The sequence below is a fragment of the Sanguibacter gelidistatuariae genome (genome assembly GCF_900096585.1).
Lineage (GTDB): Bacteria > Actinomycetota > Actinomycetes > Actinomycetales > Cellulomonadaceae > Sanguibacter > Sanguibacter gelidistatuariae.
Genome location: NZ_FMYH01000001.1, coordinates 968,166 through 987,976, shown reverse-complemented (window position 1 = coordinate 987,976; position 19,811 = coordinate 968,166). Strand labels below are relative to the sequence as shown.

At 70.3% G+C, this 19,811-nt stretch carries 17 protein-coding genes; 8 read left to right on the top strand and 9 right to left on the bottom strand.

Going from position 1 to position 19,811, the window contains the following annotated elements; all coding sequences use genetic code 11:
* The first annotated feature begins 216 nt into the window (after positions 1 to 216).
* Positions 217 to 990, top strand: a complete 774-nt coding sequence (locus BLQ50_RS04405; protein ID WP_093181450.1) for an ABC transporter ATP-binding protein — start codon at positions 217 to 219, stop codon at positions 988 to 990.
* A complete protein-coding gene (locus tag BLQ50_RS04400) occupies positions 990 to 3,569 on the top strand; it encodes an ABC transporter permease (RefSeq protein WP_093181448.1) in 2,580 nt (859 codons plus the stop codon). The genes BLQ50_RS04405 and BLQ50_RS04400 overlap by 1 nt, the downstream gene beginning before the upstream one ends.
* A 134-nt stretch (positions 3,570 to 3,703) precedes the next feature.
* On the opposite strand, the gene BLQ50_RS04395 is transcribed toward BLQ50_RS04400, so the two are convergent.
* From BLQ50_RS04395 to BLQ50_RS04385, 3 genes are all read right to left on the bottom strand, one after another.
* Positions 3,704 to 5,800 (bottom strand): YhgE/Pip domain-containing protein, encoded by a 2,097-nt coding sequence (locus BLQ50_RS04395; RefSeq protein ID WP_093181447.1) that lies wholly within the window; start codon positions 5,798 to 5,800, stop codon positions 3,704 to 3,706.
* Positions 5,797 to 6,471, bottom strand: coding sequence for a P-loop NTPase family protein (locus tag BLQ50_RS04390; protein ID WP_093181445.1), 675 nt, complete (start codon positions 6,469 to 6,471; stop codon positions 5,797 to 5,799). Before BLQ50_RS04390 ends, BLQ50_RS04395 begins: the two co-directional genes overlap by 4 nt.
* An 88-nt stretch (positions 6,472 to 6,559) precedes the next feature.
* A complete protein-coding gene (locus BLQ50_RS04385) occupies positions 6,560 to 7,000 on the bottom strand; it encodes an OsmC family peroxiredoxin (protein WP_093181444.1) in 441 nt (146 codons plus the stop codon).
* A 146-nt stretch (positions 7,001 to 7,146) separates the two neighbouring features.
* Here BLQ50_RS04385 and BLQ50_RS04380 point away from each other — a divergent pair, with 146 nt between their 5' ends.
* Entirely contained in the window at positions 7,147 to 7,815 is a 669-nt protein-coding gene (locus BLQ50_RS04380) for a Pr6Pr family membrane protein (protein ID WP_245700876.1), read from the top strand.
* Between the two features lie 50 nt (positions 7,816 to 7,865).
* Positions 7,866 to 8,384 carry a DUF3806 domain-containing protein gene (locus BLQ50_RS04375; RefSeq protein WP_093181442.1) on the top strand — a complete coding sequence of 173 codons (519 nt, stop codon included), beginning with the start codon at positions 7,866 to 7,868 and terminating at the stop codon, positions 8,382 to 8,384.
* Positions 8,385 to 8,458: 74 nt separating this feature from the next.
* Here the strand turns inward: BLQ50_RS04375 and BLQ50_RS04370 are convergent, their stop codons facing one another.
* The 4 genes from BLQ50_RS04370 to BLQ50_RS18550 form a co-directional block, all read right to left on the bottom strand.
* Entirely contained in the window at positions 8,459 to 9,823 is a 1,365-nt protein-coding gene (locus tag BLQ50_RS04370) for a hypothetical protein (protein ID WP_093181440.1), read from the bottom strand.
* A 35-nt stretch (positions 9,824 to 9,858) separates the two neighbouring features.
* Positions 9,859 to 10,443 (bottom strand): RNA polymerase sigma factor, encoded by a 585-nt coding sequence (locus tag BLQ50_RS04365; RefSeq protein ID WP_093181439.1) that lies wholly within the window; start codon positions 10,441 to 10,443, stop codon positions 9,859 to 9,861.
* 103 nt (positions 10,444 to 10,546) lie between these two features.
* The gene (locus BLQ50_RS04360; RefSeq protein WP_175559010.1) at positions 10,547 to 12,625 is read right to left on the bottom strand and encodes a sigma-70 family RNA polymerase sigma factor; all 2,079 of its coding nucleotides are present in this window, start codon (positions 12,623 to 12,625) and stop codon (positions 10,547 to 10,549) included.
* Positions 12,626 to 12,864: 239 nt separating this feature from the next.
* Entirely contained in the window at positions 12,865 to 14,415 is a 1,551-nt protein-coding gene (locus tag BLQ50_RS18550) for a hypothetical protein (protein WP_175559009.1), read from the bottom strand.
* Positions 14,416 to 14,816: 401 nt separating this feature from the next.
* Between BLQ50_RS18550 and BLQ50_RS04350 the strand changes: the two genes are divergently transcribed.
* The gene (locus tag BLQ50_RS04350) at positions 14,817 to 15,968 is read left to right on the top strand and encodes an MFS transporter (protein ID WP_093181436.1); all 1,152 of its coding nucleotides are present in this window, start codon (positions 14,817 to 14,819) and stop codon (positions 15,966 to 15,968) included.
* 42 nt (positions 15,969 to 16,010) lie between these two features.
* Here BLQ50_RS04350 and BLQ50_RS19180 read toward each other — a convergent pair whose 3' ends face one another.
* The gene (locus BLQ50_RS19180; RefSeq protein WP_281181295.1) at positions 16,011 to 16,133 is read right to left on the bottom strand and encodes a hypothetical protein; all 123 of its coding nucleotides are present in this window, start codon (positions 16,131 to 16,133) and stop codon (positions 16,011 to 16,013) included.
* Between the two features lie 272 nt (positions 16,134 to 16,405).
* Between BLQ50_RS19180 and BLQ50_RS04345 the strand changes: the two genes are divergently transcribed.
* Entirely contained in the window at positions 16,406 to 17,023 is a 618-nt protein-coding gene (locus tag BLQ50_RS04345; protein ID WP_093181434.1) for a DNA-3-methyladenine glycosylase I, read from the top strand.
* A 33-nt stretch (positions 17,024 to 17,056) separates the two neighbouring features.
* On the opposite strand, the gene BLQ50_RS04340 is transcribed toward BLQ50_RS04345, so the two are convergent.
* Positions 17,057 to 17,794, bottom strand: a complete 738-nt coding sequence (locus BLQ50_RS04340) for a GntR family transcriptional regulator (RefSeq protein ID WP_093181432.1) — start codon at positions 17,792 to 17,794, stop codon at positions 17,057 to 17,059.
* A 133-nt stretch (positions 17,795 to 17,927) separates the two neighbouring features.
* On the opposite strand from BLQ50_RS04340, the gene iolC reads away from it, so the two are divergent.
* Both iolC and BLQ50_RS04330 read left to right on the top strand, forming a co-directional pair.
* Entirely contained in the window at positions 17,928 to 18,908 is a 981-nt protein-coding gene (gene iolC / locus BLQ50_RS04335) for a 5-dehydro-2-deoxygluconokinase (protein ID WP_245700875.1), read from the top strand.
* Positions 18,908 to 19,807, top strand: coding sequence for a Cgl0159 family (beta/alpha)8-fold protein (locus BLQ50_RS04330; protein ID WP_093181430.1), 900 nt, complete (start codon positions 18,908 to 18,910; stop codon positions 19,805 to 19,807). Before iolC ends, BLQ50_RS04330 begins: the two co-directional genes overlap by 1 nt.
* Positions 19,808 to 19,811 lie beyond the last annotated feature (4 nt).

The window sequence follows — 19,811 nt, the reverse complement described above, 5'->3', positions numbered from 1 at the left end:
CTGTCCGGGGTGTGGCACTGGGCATACCGTCCCTGTGGGACGCGCGGGGGGCACCCCTACCCCGCCCTCAGGTTGTTCTCAGGGGGAAATCAGGGGGTTCCCCCATCGACGCAGGTCAGCGGCCCGCGCAACGATGGAGGCAGACACATTGACCCCTGCGCCCAGGATCGACCGCAGACCGCCCGGTTCCACCGACCGAAGAGAATGAGACCCATCATGTCCTCCACTCCCGCCAGCTCGCCGACGCGCAGCGCCGCGATCGCCTCCGCGCGCGGCCTCGTCAAGACCTACGGGAAGGGCACCACGGCCGTGCACGCCCTGGCCGGGGTCGACGTGGACTTCGCGCGCGGGCAGTTCACCGCGATCATGGGCCCCTCCGGCTCGGGCAAGTCGACGCTCATGCACTGCATGGCCGGCCTGGACACGCCCACCGAGGGGACCGTCGTGGTCGACGACCTGACCGTCTCGACCATGAACCAGAGGCAGCTGACCAAGCTCCGCCGGACCCAGCTCGGCTTCATCTTCCAGTCCTTCAACCTCGTCCCCACGCTCACCGCCCTGGAGAACATCACGCTGCCGCTCGACATCGCCCGGCGTCCCGTGGACAGGGCGCACCTGGCTGCGGTCGTGAAGGCCGTGGGCCTGGCCGACCGGCTGAAGCACCGGCCCAGCGAGCTCTCCGGCGGCCAGCAGCAGCGCGTCGCCTGCGCCCGCGCCCTGGTGTCCAAGCCCTCCGTGGTCTTCGCCGACGAGCCCACCGGGAACCTCGACTCCGTCTCCTCCCGCGAGGTGCTGACCTTCCTGCGCAGCTCGGTCGACGAGCTCGACCAGTCCGTCGTCATGGTCACCCACGACCCCGTCGCGGCGAGCTACGCGCACCGCGTGCTGTTCCTCGCGGACGGCCTGATCGTCGCCGAGCTCACCGAGCCGACGCCGGACAGCGTCCTGGAGGTCCTCGGTTCGCTGACCCGCCAGAAGGCGAGCGCCTGATGCTCAGGGTCGCCCTCCGCAACGTCCGGGCGCACCTCGTGCGGCTCGGGCTGTCCATCCTCGCCGTCGTGCTCGGCGTCTCCTTCGTCGCCGGGACCTTCGCGCTGCGCGAGATGCTCTCGACAACCTTCGACGGAATCGTCGACGCCGGCTACGTCGGCGACGTGTACCTGCGCGGAACCGAGGACTCCTCGGCGATGGTCCAGACCGGCTCGAGCGCCGGCGCCGTTCGCAACACCATCCCGGCCGACCTCGCCGACGTCGCGACGGGCGTCGACGGCGTCGACCTCGCGCTGGCCGACTTCACCGGCCCCATCGTGCTCGTGGGCGCCGACGGCACCGCAGTGACCGGCGCGGGGGCCCCGAGCTTCGCCGTCGCCTACTCCGAGGCGGACCCGACGTCGGAGATCTCGCAGGGGGCCGCGCCCACCGACGCCACCCAGTTTGCGCTCGAGGTCGCCAGCGCGGAGTCCGCCGGGCTGAGCATCGGGGACAGCACAACCCTCGTGATCGGCGGAGAGCTGCACGAGGCAACGCTGACCGGGCTGATCGACATGGGTGCCTCGATGGCCGGTGCGACGATCGTTTTCCTCGACGAGGCCACCGCCGCGGCGACCTACGCCCCCGACGGCCTCGTTGCGACCATCTCGGTGTTCGGAGACGGCTCGACCAGCGACCAGGTGCTCACCGAGCGGGTGCGAGACGCCGTCGAGGCCGCCGGATCCGCGACCCCGGTCGAGGCGGTCTCCGGAACCGACATGCGCGAGGAGGCACGCTCCGACATCGAGACGATGCTCGGCTTCGTCGAGACCTTCCTGCTCATCTTCGCCGGCATCTCCCTCTTCGTCGGCGCCTTCATCATCTCCAACACCTTCGCCATGACCGTCCGCCAGCGTCAGCGCGAGTTCGCGCTGCTGCGGGCCGTGGGCGCCTCGCCCCTGCAGGTGTTCTCCTCGATCCTCGTCCAGGCGGCCGTCGTCGGCGCGCTCGGCGGGGCCCTGGGGATCGCGGGCGGCCTGGGGCTGGTGACCGCCCTGAAGTCGATGTTCGCCGCGATGGGCATGGACCTGGCCGGTGACATCCCCATCACCACGTCGATCGTCGTCATCTCGCTCGTGCTCGGCGTGGTCGTCTCGGTCGTCTCGGCCGCCGTGCCGGCGCGGCGCGCCGCGCTCGTCCCGCCGGTCGAGGCCATGCGTGAGGACTCCCCCGCCCCTGCCGGTTCGCTGCGGGTCCGGGGCATCATCGGCGTCGTCTTCGCCGGAGCCGGGGCCGGAGCGGTCGTGGCCGCGGTGGTCCAGGCCGCCGCGGACGACTCCGCGAGCACCGGGGGGCTGCTCGGGCTGGGCGCCGTGGCGGTCGTGATCGGCGCGCTCGTCCTCGCACCGGTCCTTGCCCGCCCGGTCCTGACGGTCCTGTCTGCGCCGTTCGTGGCGTGGGCCAAGCCGCTCGGCAAGCTCGCCCAGGGCAACGTCACCCGCAACCCGCGCCGGACGGCGAGCACCGCGAGCGCCCTGATGATCGGGATGTGCCTGGTCGGCGCGGCCTCCGTGCTCGCGGCCTCGACCCAGGCATCGATGCGCTCGGTCGTGGAGAACGAGTCGCTCGCCGACCTCGTGATCCAGTCCGCCTCCGGGATGGTGCCCTCGGGCGCCGTGAGCGACATCGCTGCGCTGCCCGAGGTAGGCGTGGCCGACGCGGTCACGCTGGACTCCTTCTTCGTCTCCGAGGCGTCGGCGACCGAGGAACCGGCGATGCTCTACGCGCTCGGCTCCTCCCCGTCGACGTTCGGCCGTACCTGGCAGACGACCACGGTCGAGGGCGACCTGGCCACCCTGGCCGACGGGTCGATCGCGGTCCAGGAGAAGACCGCAACCGCCGAAAACTGGGGAATCGGCGACGTCCTGACGGTCTCCTCCCAGCGGGGCACGGTCACTGCGCCGATCGGCGCGATCTTCAGCTCGGCGGCCCTGGACACCCCGCTCGTGATGGCCGACACGAGCTTCGACCAGCTCTCCGTAGCTCCAGCCGACCAGGTGACGATCCTGCTGGTCAAGGGCGCGGACGGAGTGAGCGTGCAGGAGCTCAAGTCGGCGGTCACCGCGGCGGCGGCGCCATACGTGATCGTCTCGGTGCAGGACAACGAGGAGTTCGTCTCGGGCCTGGCCAGCCAGGTCGACCAGATGCTGACGATCCTCTACGCGCTGCTCGGGCTGTCGATCGTCATCGCCATCCTGGGGATCATCAACACCCTCGCGCTGTCCGTGATCGAACGGACCCGAGAGATCGGGCTCATGCGCGCGGTCGGCCTGGGCCGCGCCCAGCTCGCCACGACCATCGCGATCGAGTCAGTGCTCACCGCCGTGTTCGGGACCGTCCTGGGGCTCGTGGTCGGGGTGGCGCTCGCCGCCGGGATCCCGACGGTGTTCTCCAGCAGCGGGCTGACCGATCTCGTCATCCCGTGGGGGTCGCTCGTCACGATGCTCGTGATCGCGGTCGTCGTGGGGGTGCTGGCCGCCGGATGGCCGGCGATCCGAGCCGCGCGCCTCCCCGTCCTCGAGGCAGTCACAGTCGACTGATCCACCCCCTCACCCCTCGCTCCCCCTCGCCGAACTCGTGAACGAGCCGTCGAACTCGTGAGCCACGGTCCCTCTCACGTGAGAAACGGCCCTGACTCACGAGTTCGGCGAACCGTTCACGAGTTGGACGGGCGTTAGAGGACTAGCTCGGGTTGCAGGGTGCGTATGGTCCAGATGCGTTGGCGGCGGGCGGCGAGCGCGGTGAGCAGCAGCGCTCCCACACCGATCACGAGCAGGAGGACCGTGTCGCGGGCGACCTGGGTGAGCGACCCGCCGTACAGCAGGTGGCGCAGGCCATCGACCCCGAAGCTCATCGGCAGCACCCCGTGCAGGGACCGCAGCGGCTCGGGGATGGTCTGCCACGGGAACGTGCCGCCGGCCGTGACGAGCTGGGTGAGCATGAGCACCAGCCCGAGGAACTGCCCCACCGCGCCCAGCCACGCGTTGAGCGCCTGGAGGATCGCGACGAAGGTCGCCGAGATGAGGACCAGGAACAGGGCTGTGTACCAGGGGTAGGCCGGCACGATGTCCAGGGCGAACTTGGTCACCGTGAACATGAACGCCATCTGCACGACGCCGATGATCGCCGGGGTGAGCCACCCGCCCAGGGCGGTGGCCAGGTTCGCGTACCAGACCTTGCGCCCCGCGGCCAAGGCCCGCCGGGACAGCGGCTTGACGAGCAGGAAGAGCACGTACGCGCCGATCCAGGAGGCGAGGGACAGGAAGAAGGGCGCGAGACCGGCCCCGTAGGTCCCCGCCGTGGTGAGCGACTCGCTCGTCACCACGACCGGGTTGCCGATGTTCTGGGCGGTCGCGTCCTGGGTCGCGGCGTCGACGTCGGGGATCGAGGTGACCCCCGCGCCCAGCCCGTCCCGCAGGCTCACCATCCCGTTGCTGAGCGTGACCGTGCCGTCGTAGAGGCTGACCATCCCCGTGGACAGGGTGCCGGCGCCCTCGGAGAGGGTCTTCGTCCCGGTCGCGAGCTCGGTGGCGCCGGCGGACAGCGTCGCGACCCCCGAGGCGAGCGTGTCCGCGCCGGTCGCGAGGGTCGAGGCCCCGGTCGAGAGCTGTGTTGCGCCCGCAGAGGCGTCGGAGATGCCCTGGGCGAGGGCGGGGGCGGCGAGCGCGAGGGCCGCCGCACCGTCGCTGACCTGTGTGGCCCCGGTCGAGAGCTCGTCGAGCTTGGTCGAGGCGCCGGCGACGGCGGTGGCCGCGTCGGTGATCGGCTGGCCGGCCTCGTCGAGGGCCGCGACGACGCCAGCGAGCTGTTCCTGGGTGAGGGTCGGGTCGAGCGCGGTGAGCTCGGCGAGGATGTCCGCACGGATGGATCCGAGGTTGTCGACGAGTTCCTGGGCGCCGGTGGCCGCGGTCTGGCCGTAGCCGGCGATAGTCGCGTTGCCGTCCGCGACGAGCTTGGCGCCGTCGGCCAGCTGCTGGGCCTGGGTGGGCAGGTCCGTCGTCGCGGTCTTGAGGGTGGACAGGCCCGAGCTGAGGGTGGCGGCCCCGGTCTTGAGGTCGCCGGCACCCGTCGCGAGAGTCGAGGACCCGGTCGTGAGCTTCGCGGCGCCGTCGGCCAGGGAGGACGCACCGGTCGCGGCGCTGCTCGCGCCGGTGGCCAGGTCCGCCGCGCCGGTCTTGAGCTTCTCTGCACCCTCGACGAGCTTCGCGGCGCCGTCGGCCAGCTCGGTCGCGCCGGACTCAGCCTTGACCAGCTGGGTGCGGATGTCGGCGAAGCCGGAGAGGAACTGGTTCGCGGCCTCGGTCCCCACCTCGCTCGCGATCGAGTCGCGGACCTTGCCGACGATCGTGTCGGCGATCGTGCGCGCCAGGTAGTTGTTGGCGTCGTTGGTGATGAGGATGAGGCTGGCCTGCTGCGGCTTGAACTCTCCGGAGGAGGCCAGGTCGGCGCTGAAGGTCGGGCCGATGACGAGCGCGGCGTCGAACTCCCCCGAGCGCACGCCCACCTCCGCATCGGCGCGGTTGGTCCGCACCCACCCGAACCCGCCGTTCTTCATGAGGTTGTCGGCGACCTGCTGCGCGGAGGCGCCGGTGTCCTCGACGACGAGTGCGGCCGGGATCTGGTCCAGGCGGGAGTAGGGGTCGGAGTTCACGAAGAGGTACAGCCCGGCATACAGCGTCGGGATGAGCGCGAGGGCGAGGATCGCCAGCTTAGGCAGGTTGCCGGCGGAGATCCGTCGGAACTCGGACAGGCTCAGCCGGAAAGACTTCATCGCAGCACCTCCATGGCGGCGTGGTTGCTGGTGCCCTCGTCGGGGCGCTCGATGTGGCCCCCGTCCTCGAGCACGTGCGCCGAGGCCGGGGTGCACTCGACCAGGACCCCGTAGCCGAGGGCGGCGTACTGGCCGGCGAGGTCCCACCAGTCGGCGGGGTTGCCGCCGTGCCTGTCGGGCAGCGTGAGCACGAGGTAGCGGACCGTGGGGTCAGCGGCCGCGAGGCCCATGAGCAGCGACAGTCGGGTCGGCGGGTCGAGCTGATCGATGCGCAGGCCACGCTGGTCGACGAAGTCGTTGGTGGTCAGCCACCGGGTGACGGCCCGCGGCGAGGCCGGATGGCCAGCGAGGGAGAGACCTTCCGCGGCCATCCCCGCCACGGTGAGCGCGTCGTCGGGCTCGGTGATGTTCGGGGCGTCGACGACGGCGCTCACCTGGCGCAGCAGCGCCGGGTCGGGGATCCCGTCGAGGAGGACGTCGCCGTCGTCCGGCACGAAGCGGCCCGTGGCCACGAGCGCGAGCGCGGTGTGGCCGTGGCCTGGTTCGGCGACGACGAGCAGCCGGGTACCCGCCTCCAGACGCAGGGTCACCGGGTCGAGCATGGCGTCGCGGCGCCCCTGGACGCGCACGGCACGCAGGGAGATCGCTGAGGTGTGGTCGGTGTCGCTCATGGGTCCCTCGTCGTTGCTGCGAGCCTGGGGTGGTGCGCGCACCGATGGGTGCTGGCAGGCCGCGGCCCACCAGCACCCACCGGTCGGCTCACTTCTCGAGTGCTGCGTCCAGCGTGATGGTCGTGCCGGTCAGGGCCTTGGACACGGGGCACGTCGCCTTGGCGTCCTGGGCGACCTTGAGGAAGGTGGCCTCGTCGAGACCCTCGACCTCACCGCGCACGGTGAGCGCGATCCCGGTGATCTGGAAGCCGCCGGCCGGGTCGGGGGCCAGGGTCACGTCTGCGGAGACGTCGAGCGCGACCGGCGTGCCACCGGCCTCCGCGATGAGCGCGGAGAACTGCATGGCGTAGCAGGCGGAGTGTGCGGCCGCGATGAGCTCCTCCGGGCTGGTGGTGCCACCGGCCTCGTCAGCGGCGCGCTTGGGGAAGGATACGTCGAAGGTCGCTGCCTTCGAGCTGGAGAGCTCGACCTGGCCGCCTCCCTCGTTGAGCGTTCCGTTCCAGGCTGTGCGGGCGGTACGAGTAGGCATGAGAGACCTCTTTCAAGACGGCGGACATGACATGACCACCGTAATCGCTTCCACGACACACGTCCCGCGCATGAGATCCGGACCAGCGGCAGGATGGGGGCGGCCCTAGACTTTGGTCACCTTTGGTCCCCACGTCAGGAGCTCCCGTGCCCTCTAGCGTCCCCCTCAGCAGAGTCTGGAACGCCCTGGTCGCCGCGCTCGTCGTCGTCGCCGTGCTCATGGAGCTCAGCACCGCTCTCGTCGACGGTCCGGGGATCGCCGGGTCGATGCTCGAACGCCTGATCCGGCTGTTCAGCTACTTCACGATCCAGTCGAATGTGCTGATCGGGGTGGCGTGCGCGCTCCTGGTCTGGCGCCCGCAGCTGGACGGGGCCGCCTTTCGGGTGCTGCGCCTGGTCGCGGTGCTGTGCATCACGGTGACCGGGATCGTCTACAACACGGTGCTTCGCGGCAACGGGGCTGACCTTGCTCCGGCCGGGGCCTTCTCGAATGCCCTGCTGCACGTGGCGGTTCCGGTCCTGGCGGTGGCCGGCTGGTTGCTGTTCGGTCCGCGGCCCCGGGTCGACCGGCTGACGACGGGGCTGGTCGTGCTGTACCCCTTGGCCTGGGTCGCCTACACCTTCGTCCGCGGCGCGATCGTCGACTGGTACCCCTACCCCTTCCTCGACGTCGGCGAGATCGGATACGGCCGGGCGCTGCTGCACACGGGCATCGTCGCGGTCGTGTTCCTCGTGCTCGCGGCCCTCGCCGGTCTGGTGGACCGGTCGCTCCCGGCGACCGCGCAGACCCCCGTCGCGGTGGCGCGACGGGGGTGAAGCAGGTGTGATTCCTTCAGAAAGTCCGCTCTCGAGCCGATGAATCAGGTATGAAGCCTCAGTCGCGTCTCGCCGAACAGGATCGCGACGCCCCGTCGTCGGTGGCAGACCTCGACGCCGCCCGCGCTGACGGCCAGGTGATCCTCGCGGACCCGACCCCGGTCGAGCTCGTCTGGATGGAAGAGCTGCGCAACCACCTGCGCTCCCCCGAGGTGGACGTGACGTCCGTCCACGAGCTGTCTCATCTCTTCGACACGTACTGCCTCGCCTGGCACGCCGCCATCGAGAGCGATCGGTGGGACCCCAACTACGTGATCACCGCGCTCGGGGTCGCCCTCGGCGACGTGCTCGTGGCACAGTCGGGCGGCTCGCGGTGGATGGTCACCGCCGGGCAGTCGAGCACGACCGTCGCGGTCCGCAACGACCTGTTCCGCGGCACGATCTTCCCCGTCGACGCTGTGGCGCGCCGATGGATCACCGCCGAGACCCGGTGGATGGCGCCGTTCATCGAGTCGATGAGCGTGACGCTGCACCGTGCCCTGACGCGATCGGCGATCGGGCGGGGCTAGAACCTCATCGCCCCGCCCGATCACGCGTCACGCTGTCCCCCTGCAGCCCCCTGCTTGCCTATGTCGTGCGCGTCTCAGCTCGCGGCGAAGTCCAGGTGCGCATCGGCCAGGGCGATGACCGTCCACGCGCTGCCGTCCGATCCGGTCAGCGTGTACGTGGGCAGCAGCGCGACGGAACCGTCCGGCTGGTAGTAGGTGCTCGCGCCCAGGGTCGCGGCGGTGATCGTCACGTTCGAGACCGGCCACGCGAAGCTGGACCCGGGGGCAGGCACGCCGGGCAGGGTCGGGATCGCCGCCGGGTCGTCCGGGATGGGCATGACGTCGGTCATGCCCCGAGCAACACCGATGTCGGTCCCGTTGTAGGCGGAGAAGTCCTGGGACGCGCCGAAACGCGCGTCACCGAGACGCTCGACGGCCGTCTGGGGGCTGACCACGTCATAGATCCCCAGATCGACGAGCGGGGCGAGGGAGCCGTTCAGGCTGTATAGACCGTCGGCGGTGACAGTAGCGGACCACATGCCGGTCCACCCGCCGCCTCCCTGCACCGGGGCCGCCGAGACCGTGGTGGAGTGCGGGTCCTGGGCGGCGTCGACCGTGATCGTGAAGCCGGCGGGGTCGATCCCGAGCGCGGTCATGACGTCCGTCAGGGCGGCGGTGGCCGCCTCGGGCGTGGCCGGGGCCGCCGAGGAGTTCTCCGCCCACGGGGTGTACGCGGGATCGGAGTAGTAGAAGCTCGTCGTGCCGTCGGAGCTGAGGTCGAGCGCGGCTGAGGTCCAGTCGAGGGATCCGACGTGCCACGAGCCGTAGTTCGGGGTCGGGTCGCCGCTGACACCGAGTGCCTCGGCCAGACGGGCCGCGGTCTCGGCGGAGAAGACCGACGCCGGGTCGTATCCCCAGGTCTGACCGCTGCCGGTGGCATCCGAGAGCCCCGAGGACGTGAAGACCGTCCGGCCGAAGCTCGAGCCGACCATGTCCGTCGCCCCGGCGGCCATCTTGCTCTCCCCGACGCCGTCCTGGGCGCCCATCGAGAAGCTGCCCGCGCCTGCTTGACCGGCGGATGCTGACCCGGGTGCCACGGCGTCCGCGCGGCTGGGGCCGATCAGCGCGCTGGGCACCTCGGCGCTGATCGGAGCGTTCGAGGAGTGCTGTCCGGCGACGAAAGCCCCGCCACCCACCGCGACGACGCCGACGGCGGCCGCGGCGATCTGCAGCCAGCGAGCGGGACGTCGTCTGGCCCGCTGGGCGGCGAGGTCGACGACGGCTGCCTCTGTCACGACCTCGGGGGCGCCCGCCAGGACCCCAGCGGTCGCGGAATCGACCTTCGCCTTGATGACCGCGACATCCGGTTCAGCGGTTGCGGCGGGGTCTCCCGCGCTCAGGCGTTCGTAGGCGGGGTCTGACAGCCGCTCGTCGCGAGGGTCGTTGTTGCTGGTGTTCATGGGGACCTCCAGGTGAGGGACCCAGGGCGGGTCGGCTACCTGGTCTGTGTCGTGGCGTCGGTCGATCTTGCAGCGGGCTCTCCGGGCACCGTGGCAGCCGCAGAGTCGTCCCACGCCTGGCGCAGGCGGCTGCGTGCCCGCGAGAGCGCGGCGTCGGCCCCCGAACGGGAGATCTCCAGGACGCTCGCGAGAGCCTCCCCCTGGAGGCCCTCCCAGGCGGCGAGCAGCAGGATCTGCTGGTCCCGCTCACCCAGCCGGGCGAAGGCCTCGCGGACCTCGAGGTCCGCGAGGACGAGAAGCTCGGGGGAGGTCGGGTCGCCCGCCTCGGGCAGGGTCTCGACGAGGACCGGGCGGGTTTTGCGGTGGTGGTTAGCAACCGTGAACCCGGCGGTGCGGTAGAGCCAGGCCAGCTCGAAGCCCTCGGGCACGTCCTCGCGCCGGCGCCACGCGGTCGTGAACACCTCGGCGGTGAGGTCGTCGGCGTCGTCCCGGGCGGCGCGGCGCACGACGAAGCGGAAGACGCTGCGGGCGTGATCACGGAAGAGCGCGTCGAACCACGCATCGTCTCGTACGGGACCGCTGGGGGGACCGCTCGGGCCGGTCGGGCCGGTCAGCGTCACAGAGGTGCTCCATATTCGGCGAGCGCGCGGCAGCGCACGGTATGGACGCACCGGAAGGTGCGTCCTACGTGAGAAGTGTCGCGTGCCAGGCCGATCTTGCAGGTCAGACGATGACGGTTGGGTAACGGTCTTGTGTTGCGAGCAACACCGGGATGTCGTCGCCCGGAGGCGTGGCACCGCCGGGCGTCGGTACGCCCGGCGTAGCGATGATGGTGAAGCTGTGGGTGAAGACCGGGCCCGCCTCGAGGACGGTGGTCTCGTCGTCAGTCTTGACGTACTGGATTCCGATCGTGTGATCGCCCAGGGTCAGTGTCCCGCTCTGCCGCAGGATCGGGTCGGTGTCCAGCTTGTGCAGCGCGCCGGACGTCTTCCCGTCGACGAAGACACGCACGTAAGCATCCTTCGTCCCGGAGATCTTGACGTCAATGGCGCCGGCGAGCGCGTTCTCGGGCAGGTTCCCCCGGAACCTGACCTGGTCCCCCTTTGCCGGAGAGGTGATCTCGGCACTTTCGGCGAAGGTGTACGGACCGACCGCGGTACTCGACGCCGAGGTCCGCCCTTCGCCGTCGACGGCATGGGCCGTGATGGTCAGGCTGCCTGCGAGGCTCTCGGCCGACAGGACGTCGGGCCACCTGCCCGCTCCTACTGCGGGTGCGCCGTCGACGCCGATCATGGCCGACCAGACTCCCTCGTCATCGGCCATCGCCTGGGCGATCATCTGCCCCTTGGCGTCCACAAGAACGACCGTCGTTCCCGCATCGGCGGTTCCGAACATCTTGGGGAGAAAGGTGCGCTCTGCTGCGGTCGACGGGCCATTGAGCACAGGGACGCTCGGGCCGGGCGGGTCCGTCGGCTCGGTCGTGGGATCGGTCGTCGGCTCCGTTGTCGGCCCAGTGGTCGGGTCCGTTGTGGGCTCAGTCGTCGGCCCCGTGGTCGGCTCCGTCGAAGGGTCCGGGATCGGCGCGGGGACGACGGGGGCCGTCACGTCCGGTACGGGTTCCTTCGAGGGCTGCGGGCGCGGGAGCGTCGGCTCGACTGTCGGGGCGATCACGGGCACCTCGGGAACAATGACGGGGTCCGTGAGGTCGGTCGGCGTCGTGCTCGGGCTCATCGTCGGAGCATCCGTGGGGGCCGGTGTCGAGTCGGTGGGGTCGGTGCTGGGGACTACCGACGGCGACGCGCTCGGCGACGAACCGGACCACGGGCCGAACAGCGCGGCCGCGCCGACCATCGCGAACAGTGCGACCGATGCCGCCACCGCGACGGCAACGGCGCCCGGCCGGGTCCACAGATTCCTCGCCTGGGCTGCGGACGATGCCCCCGAGCCGTCAACGGGACCGTCCCGCAGGTCAGTCATCGATGTCGCGTCGGCGACAGGCTGGACCAACGCGGCGTCACGGGCCGCAGCGAACGCCGCCCACGGGATACCCGCCACGAGCGGGATCATGATCAGGCCGAGCTTGCGCGACACCTCGTCGACCTCGTCGACGAGCACCATGCATCGCGAGCAGCCACGGACGTGCTCCTCGAACCGCGACTTCGCGGCGCCGCGCAGCCCGCCACGGTTGAAATCACCCATCCGCTCCGCGGCCCAGGTGCACTCGGGGGGGACCGCCGCCGAGTTGACGTGGACCTGGAGCCACTCCTTGCGCAGTCCTTCTCGGGCGCGGTAGGCGAGCGCCGAGACTGCGCTGGCCTTGATCCCCAGGAGCGGGGCGATCTCAGCGGGCTCAAGACCTTCGACCTCGGAGTACCACAGGACCGACTGCCAGCGTTCTGGGAGGTTGCGGAACGCCTTGGCCGTGACCGAGTTCTCCAGGACCGTCCCCGACATGTCCGTTCCGTCGGAGAGTTCAGCCAGGACGGTGATCGACTGCTCGGCCGGCTTCCCTGCCCATGTGATCGCGATATTTCTGATGGTCTGGTAGAGGTACGGGCGGAATGCCGCGTCCGGCCCCTTGCCCTTCTGGATCGCGGAGTAGATCCGCAGATACGCCTCCTGGACCAGGTCGTCGGGGTCGCTCGCCTGGGTGAACCGGGCAGCCACGCGCCGGCCTGCCGCAGAGTGACGTCGCCACAGCTCCTCGAAGGCGGCCGTCGATCCAGCCCGACTCTCCTCGATCAGGCCCTCGTCACCCAGGTCGTTCTCTCCCGCTGCCAGGCTCACGGCATGGCTGCGCATGGGAGCAGACCCCGCGTCGTGCGGGGTCCATCCTGGGGTGCGCGCATTGCTGTCTGACATAAAAAGCAGTACCCGATCGTCGACCTGAACTACATCCGGCGGGCCCAGTTCTCACCCGCGACCTCGGTGGCTGCGGGTGAGAACAAGGGGCCACTACCAATGAAGACATGACTTGATGCCAAACATGACGCGAACTTGAGAGATTCAACCGGGTGAAAAATCCCGGCCTCCCGAGGGCTCTACCGCTGTCCTCGACGACGGAGCCTGCTGGCGAAGACCAGCACGACACCGGCGAGGCCCGATGCTCCTGCCAGCAGCAGCATCGACCCCTCGTCCGCGCCCGTGTGCGCCAATGCGGGGTGCGGTGCCGTCACGCGCGAGCGGCTCCCGAAAGCGCTGGCCACACCGGCCACCTTGGCCGGTGTGAGCGGCAGCACTGAGACAACGGCACTCGGGCTGTGAGTGGGCGAGGGGTTCGCCGAGGGGTTGGGCGTCGGGGTCGGAGGGTCGGTCGGCGTCGGCTCCGGCGTCGGCGTCGGGTCAGACGTCGGCGTCGGGTCAGACGTCGGCGTCGGGTCAGACGTCGGCGTCGGGTCAGGGGTCGGCTCCGGAACCGCGACGAAGGTGGCGTCCGCGGACGACGTCGTCGGCGTGACGGGATAGTCCGCGAACGCCGCGTAGATCTGGCAGGGCCGTGCCTGCGGCGAGGCGACCGAACGGTTCCAGGACATGCGGCGCACGGACGGCGGCGAGGTGGTCGCTGTCACGGTTGCAGGACCGGCCTCGGTCGCAGTCACGCACAGCTCGACGAGCACGTCCGACGAGCCATCGGCAGGTGGCGCCACGGTGAGGACCGAGTCCGTGATGGTCGCGTCGCCCGAACAGACCGAGAAGGCGCCCAGCGGAGAGGCCGTGAGCATGATCGGCGAATCGAAGACGTTGGTCCTCATGGTGAACCGCGCGGTCTCCCCAACGTTGACGGTCCCTCCGGAGACGTCGAAGCTCAGGTCGGCAACCGGGGTCGCAGGGATGAGCGCCAGCAGGCGCGCCTGCTCTCCGTCCGGGAAGTTGAGCGCGCAGGTCGCCGTGAAGTTAGGGTCCGGGATGGTGGTCGGGTCGCTGATGCACCACACCAACACCTGGAGCGCCCTGCGGGTATTGGTCGATTCGTCTGCGTTGGCGTAGGCGATTCCACCGAACTGGTACCCAGCTCCACTTCCCTCGTAGGTGTGACCGTTCTCGATGAGATAAGCGATGAGTCGTTCGGCATCAGTGCCGGCCAGGTCAGGGTTGCTGGCAAGGCTATCCATGGGGTCGATCGGGTTGCCGTCGCTGTCGGTCGCCTGGCCGTCCTCGTTGACGTCACCGCACAGGTCGTCCGCCCAGGAGGTACAGAACATCCACTGCGAGACGGCGCCCGCGGTCCCGCCCGCACCAGCGACATAGCGTGTGCCGCACAACGGCGCGTCTGTGGTCTCTCCAGACGCGTCGTACAACGGCACCACGGCACCGGCGTCGTAGGCATCCAGGCGGGCGCCGCTCACGGAGAGCAGGTTGTCCAGCCCCTGGTGAGCAGTCGGGTCCGTAGGGTCCAGGTCCGTCTCGCCGGGGCAGCGAGGGGCTTCGAAGGCGGCGACGGGCAAGACTGCACCCGGTGCGGCCTCAGCCTGGCCGAGCCCGACGACGACCCACGCCATCGCCAGCACGACGGCCGCCGTACCGGCGATCACCCTGCGCACCTCGTGCCCCTCCGGAACGAACCGCCCCGCAGACCGAGCTGCACCGAACATTCGACTTCCTACCTTATGCATCACGCCACCCCATCCCTTCGATCCACGGATCGACTGGTCAGGGAGCCGGAAGCAATCACCGGCGCCCTTGGTCCAGTCACCTATTGATGAGACAGCTCACCGCTCCCGCGATGACGGCATTCCTGGGTGACCCAGAGGTGATTACGAATCGGCCGTGATGCGGCACACACCTCACCCGCCGCCTCACCCTGATGCCCACCCTGTGCACGACTCCGGCAGACCACCCCGCCCGTCTAAGATCTGTGTCTGGGCATGAACGGCCGGGCCGTCCTGCGCTCAACTGACGTAGCCTGGACGGGTCCAGAGGTCGCGCGTCACGGGGAGCTGTCATCACAAGCCGCACGAAGATCTACGGCACGAGCGGCCTCCTCCTGGCAGCGATGCTCATGTACGCGCTCAACCTCCGAGCGCCTTTTGTCTCCCTGGCCCCGATCGTCAACACGGTCGCCGACGGCCTCGGCGTCAGCCCGGCGTCGGTGGGGCTGCTGACGGGCATCCCGGTCCTGTGCTTCGCGATCTTCGCCCCCTTCGCCTCGATCCTGCTGGCCAAGGTCGGCATCGAGCGCGCGATCTCGTTCTCGCTGCTCGGGGTGTTCATCGGGACCTGCATCCGGTCCGCGGGCAGCTTCGAGCTGGCCCTCGTGGGAACGGTCGTCATCGGCGCGGCGATCACGATCGGCAACGTGGCCGTACCGGTGCTCATCAGTCGCGACTTCGCCCAGTCAGCCGGTGCCGTCACCGGCATGTATACCGCAGCCCTCAACCTCGGATCGGTCATCACCACCCTGATCACGGCCCCGCTCGCCGCGGCCGTCGGCTGGCGGTGGGCCCTCGTGGCGTGGTCCGTATTCATGCTTGCGGCCGGGGTGCTGTGGCGCCGTGCAACGACGGGCCGGGTGCACACCCCACCGGCACTCGTCCGCGGACATGCCGCGGGTGGAGCAGACGCTCTGGGCCCGGTCTGGCGCCGCGGGATCGCCTGGTGCCTGATGCTGGCCTTCGCCGGTCAGGCATTCTCCTACTACGCGGTCACCACATGGTTGCCCGAGATCCTCGGTGATCTGCAGGGCATGAGCGACTCCGGGGCAGGCGGTGCCGCCTCGATCTTCCAGCTCTGCGGCATCGTCGGCGGCGTCGGGGTACCGCTCCTCGTCGCACGCGGGGCTTCGCTGCGGGCCGTGTTCGCGGGCATGAGCGTCCTGTGGCTCACGCTCCCGGTGGGCCTCCTCGTCGCGCCCCAGCTGTGGCCGGTGTGGGCGGCCTTCGCCGGCATCTCCCAGGGCGGCAACTTCACGGTGATCTTCACGCTCGTGGTGCAGCGTTCGCGCGCCCAGAGCGAGGCGCGGCGGATGTCCGCCATGGTGCAGTCGCTCGGCTACGCGGCGGCCGCCGTCGGGCCGTTCGCGATCGGAGCCATCCACACCCGGACTGCGGGGTGGACCGCGCCGCTCCTCGTGGTGCTCGGGGCGCTGGCCGTCATGACGGTGAGCGGGCTCATCGCGGCGAGCACCCGCCGGCCCGAAGCCGTGTGAGGACAGTCTGCTCGAGCGGCCGCCTGCCCGACGCCGAACCTGTCACCCGCCGACGAGCGCACCCGTGAGCAGCCCCGCACCGAGGCCGACGATGACGGCGCACGCGGCGAACACGTGCGGGTGGCGGGCAACGGTTCCAGATATAGGCAGACGATAGAAAACCACGATGCGTCCTCTTTCGGCGAGGTGGTGACGGTCGGAGCCGGCGCGGCTCTACCTGGAAGACCTCCAGCGGGCCGCAGCCTGACGCATGACAGCGGGTGAAAACGATGGTCACGATGGATGATGGCGACGAGCACCTCACGTTTCGCGCAAGCGAGTCGTCTCCCTCATGATCGACGGCCAGCGGAAGCACCACCTGAGAGGGGACGCGCATGAGCGTCGGAGGGTCGATGAGCACGGACGCTTCCGTGGAGCCAGGCCCGGGGGGCGATGGAATGCCTCCTGCGGCGAGCGCGGCAGCCGGCGTCGTCGTCGGGGAGGACGGGCTCGCCCGGCCCGCCTGGGCGTCCCTCGACCCGATGCTGCGTGAGTACTACGACACCGAGTGGGGCTTGCCCGTGCGCGACGAGGGCGGCCTGTACGAGCGGATCAGCCTGGAAGCATTCCAGGCCGGGCTCTCCTGGGCCACGATCCTGCGCAAGCGCCCCGCATTCCGCGCGGCCTTCGCCAGCTTCGATCCCGACGCCGTGGCCCGCTTCGACGACGACGACGTCGCCCGGCTCCTGGCCGACGCGGGCATCGTGCGCAACCGAGCCAAGATCCTCGCCACGATCACCAACGCCCGGGCCACGATCGCGCTGCGCGAGGACGGCGGGCTCGTCGAGCTCGTCTGGTCCTACCAGCCTTCCGTCACTCCGGCCCCGCGCTCGCACGAGGAGATCCCCACCCGGTCGCCGGAGTCTCTCGCCCTGTCCAAGGCGCTGCGCGTCCGGGGCTTCGCCTTCGTCGGGCCGACCACCATGCACGCCCTCATGGAAGCCGTCGGGATCATCGATACCCATCTGGTCACGAGCCATCGACGCGGCACCTCCGGGGTGTGGCCGCGGGCGTGAGGTCGTCGGGTCAGCGGGAGACGAGCAATGCCGTCAGTGGGAGAAGAGCGTGGTGTCGAACATGTAGCGCGACGCCCGGTAGATGTGCCGACCGAACTCGATGACCCGACCGGCATCGTCATAGGCCGTCCGCTCCATCGTCAGGAGCGCAGCGCGGGCAACCTCATCGAGGGAGCGCGCCTCCTGGGCCGTCGCGACACGCGCTCCGATGCGCTGCCGCGCCACCCTGGGCTGCACCCCACGAGCACGGAGCGCGTCGTAGAGGCCGTGCGCCACGAGCTCCGACTCACTGGGCGCGAGCGCGAGGGTCAGGTAGTTCGTCATGAGCGCGAGCGGCTCCTCCTCGGCGTACCGCAGCCGACGGATGCAGACGACCTCCTCCCCCTCGGCCACCTCGAGCGCGGCGGCGACGTCCCGGTCGGCCGGGACAGTCTCGTAGGAGAGCATCTTGGTGGTCGGGCGACGCCCGGCGCGCTCCAGGTCGGCCTGCAGGGAGGTGAGCTCCACAGAACGATGGATGCGCTCGGGGGCCACCTGCGTGCCGACACCGCGCTTGCGCACGAGCCGGCCCTTGTCGACCAGCTCCTGCAGCGCCCGCCGCGCCGTCGGGCGCGAGATGCCGAGCCGGGCCGCCAGAGCGATCTCGTTCTCCAGGAAGGCGCCAGAAATGAGCTCACCACCCGCGATGCGAGACTCGATGGCCGTCGCGATCTGGTGATAGAGAGGGACGGGACTCGAGCGGTCCAGATCGATACGCAACGGTTCGGCCACGCTGATACTCCTCGGCTCAGAGTAGAACTGCCTGCATCATAGGGCACCCGAGGTCAGAATTGCAGGTTGAACATATGTCAGGACATAGGGTTAACTGGAGCCACTCACCACAGGGCCAGACATAGGAGTCGGCATGATGCTAACGGCACACCCGTCGGGCGATGCGTTCGACGTCGTGACGATCGGCCGCAGCAGCGTGGACATCTACCCGCTGCAGACCGGCGTCGGCATCGAGGACGTCGAGACCTTTGGCAAGTTCCTCGGTGGGAGCCCCACGAACGTGGCCGTCGCGGCCTCCCGGCTCGGGTCCCGCGCGAGAGTCGTCACGGCCGTCGGAGCGGACCCCTTCGGCTCGTTCGTCCGCCGCGAGCTGACCCGGTTGGGCGTCGACGTCGCCGGCATCCTCACGCTGCCCGGCGTCGCCACGTCCGTCGCCTTCTGCGAGCTCTTCCCGCCCGACGACTTCCCTCTCTACTTCTACCGCGCAACCCCCTCCCCCGAACTGCGCCTGCGGGTCGAAGACCTCGACCTCCAGGCGATCGAGCAGGCGCGGATCCTCTGGGTCACCGCGACCGGCCTGTCCCTCGAGCCGAGCCTGGCGGCGCACCAGGCCGCCCTCGACGCCCGCGCCGGAGCCACCACCATCCTCGACCTCGACTACCGGGCCTGCTTCTGGGACCGCCCCGAGGACGCCGCCGCCGCGGTCCAGGCGGTCCTGCCCCAGGTGAGCGTCGCCGTCGGAAACCTCCAGGAGTGCGAGGTTGCCGTCGGGGAGAGCGATCCCGAGCGTGCGGCGAGCGCACTGCTGGAGTCCGGGGTCGAGATCGCAATCGTCAAGCAAGGTCCCCGGGGTGTGCTGGCGCTCACGGCCGACGAGCGCGTCGAGGTCGCGGCCACGCCGTGCGTGGTCGTCAACGGGCTCGGGGCCGGCGACGCCTTCGGCGGCGCGCTGTGCCACGGCCTGCTCTCCGGGTGGGACCTGCACCGCACCATCACGTTCGCGAGCGCGGCGGGTGCGATCGTCGCGTCGCGCCTCGAGTGCTCGACGGCGATGCCCAGTCGCGGTGAGATCGACCGCGTGCTGGCCCTCGGCCATGTCCCGGAGGGGATGTGATGACCTCCCCGTCCGAGGAGTCCGCAGCGGATGGCACCCGCTACGACGACCTGACCGACCTGCGGTTCTCCCGCCCCGCCGCGATCACCGACGCCCTCACCGCGCGCCCGGCCTTCACCGGCATCCCGGCTGGGGCCAAGTTGTTGATCATTGCCGCTGACCACCCGGCACGCGGCGCCCTGGCGATCGGAGGACGGCCCGTGGCGATGGGCGACCGGCGCGACCTCCTCGACCGCACGCAGGACGCCCTGGCCCGTCCGGGGGTACACGGCTTCCTCGGCACGGCGGACATGATCGAGGACCTCACGCTGCGCGGCGCCCTGGACGGGAAGGTCGTGTTCGGGTCGATGAACCGCGGCGGCCTCGCGGGATCCACCTTCGAGATCGACGACCGCTTCACCGGCTACGACCCGGCTGGGATCGCGAGCGCCGGCCTCGACGGCGGCAAGATGCTCCTGCGGATCTGCCTGGACGACCCAGCCTCGGCGCTCACCCTCGAGGCGTGCGCACGAGCCGTCGGAGACCTGGCCAGCCACCACCTGATCGCCATGGTCGAGCCCTTCCTCGCCCGACGCGTCGACGGCGCCCTCGTCAACCAGCTCACGACCGACGCCGTGATCCGCTCGGTCGCGATCGCCTCCGGCCTGGCCAGCACCTCCGCCTACACCTGGCTCAAGCTGCCGGTCGTGGCGCAGATGGAGCGGGTGATGGCGGCCTCGACGCTGCCCGCCCTGATCCTGGGCGGCGAGGTCAGCGAGGACCAGGACGCGGCTCTGTCCGGCTGGGAGTCGGCCCTGCGCCTGCCCGGAGTGAAGGGCCTCGTGATCGGACGATCCCTGCTCTACCCGCCGGACGACGACGTCACGGCGGCCGTCGACGCCGCAGTCAGCCTGCTGTGACCCG

What these genes read in the sequence shown, in the direction of transcription:
- BLQ50_RS04405 (WP_093181450.1), top strand. Translation starts at nt 217, where the DNA reads ATGTCCTCCACTCCCGCCAGCTCGCCGACGCGCAGCGCCGCGATCGCC.
- BLQ50_RS04400 (WP_093181448.1), top strand. Translation starts at nt 990, where the DNA reads ATGCTCAGGGTCGCCCTCCGCAACGTCCGGGCGCACCTCGTGCGGCTC.
- BLQ50_RS04395 (WP_093181447.1), bottom strand. Translation starts at nt 5,800, where the DNA reads ATGAAGTCTTTCCGGCTGAGCCTGTCCGAGTTCCGACGGATCTCCGCC.
- BLQ50_RS04390 (WP_093181445.1), bottom strand. Translation starts at nt 6,471, where the DNA reads ATGAGCGACACCGACCACACCTCAGCGATCTCCCTGCGTGCCGTGCGC.
- BLQ50_RS04385 (WP_093181444.1), bottom strand. Translation starts at nt 7,000, where the DNA reads ATGCCTACTCGTACCGCCCGCACAGCCTGGAACGGAACGCTCAACGAG.
- BLQ50_RS04375 (WP_093181442.1), top strand. Translation starts at nt 7,866, where the DNA reads ATGAAGCCTCAGTCGCGTCTCGCCGAACAGGATCGCGACGCCCCGTCG.
- BLQ50_RS04370 (WP_093181440.1), bottom strand. Translation starts at nt 9,823, where the DNA reads ATGAACACCAGCAACAACGACCCTCGCGACGAGCGGCTGTCAGACCCC.
- BLQ50_RS04360 (WP_175559010.1), bottom strand. Translation starts at nt 12,625, where the DNA reads ATGCGCAGCCATGCCGTGAGCCTGGCAGCGGGAGAGAACGACCTGGGT.
- BLQ50_RS18550 (WP_175559009.1), bottom strand. Translation starts at nt 14,415, where the DNA reads ATGTTCGGTGCAGCTCGGTCTGCGGGGCGGTTCGTTCCGGAGGGGCAC.
- BLQ50_RS04350 (WP_093181436.1), top strand. Translation starts at nt 14,817, where the DNA reads ATGCTCATGTACGCGCTCAACCTCCGAGCGCCTTTTGTCTCCCTGGCC.
- BLQ50_RS04345 (WP_093181434.1), top strand. Translation starts at nt 16,406, where the DNA reads ATGCCTCCTGCGGCGAGCGCGGCAGCCGGCGTCGTCGTCGGGGAGGAC.
- iolC (WP_245700875.1), top strand. Translation starts at nt 17,928, where the DNA reads ATGATGCTAACGGCACACCCGTCGGGCGATGCGTTCGACGTCGTGACG.
- BLQ50_RS04330 (WP_093181430.1), top strand. Translation starts at nt 18,908, where the DNA reads ATGACCTCCCCGTCCGAGGAGTCCGCAGCGGATGGCACCCGCTACGAC.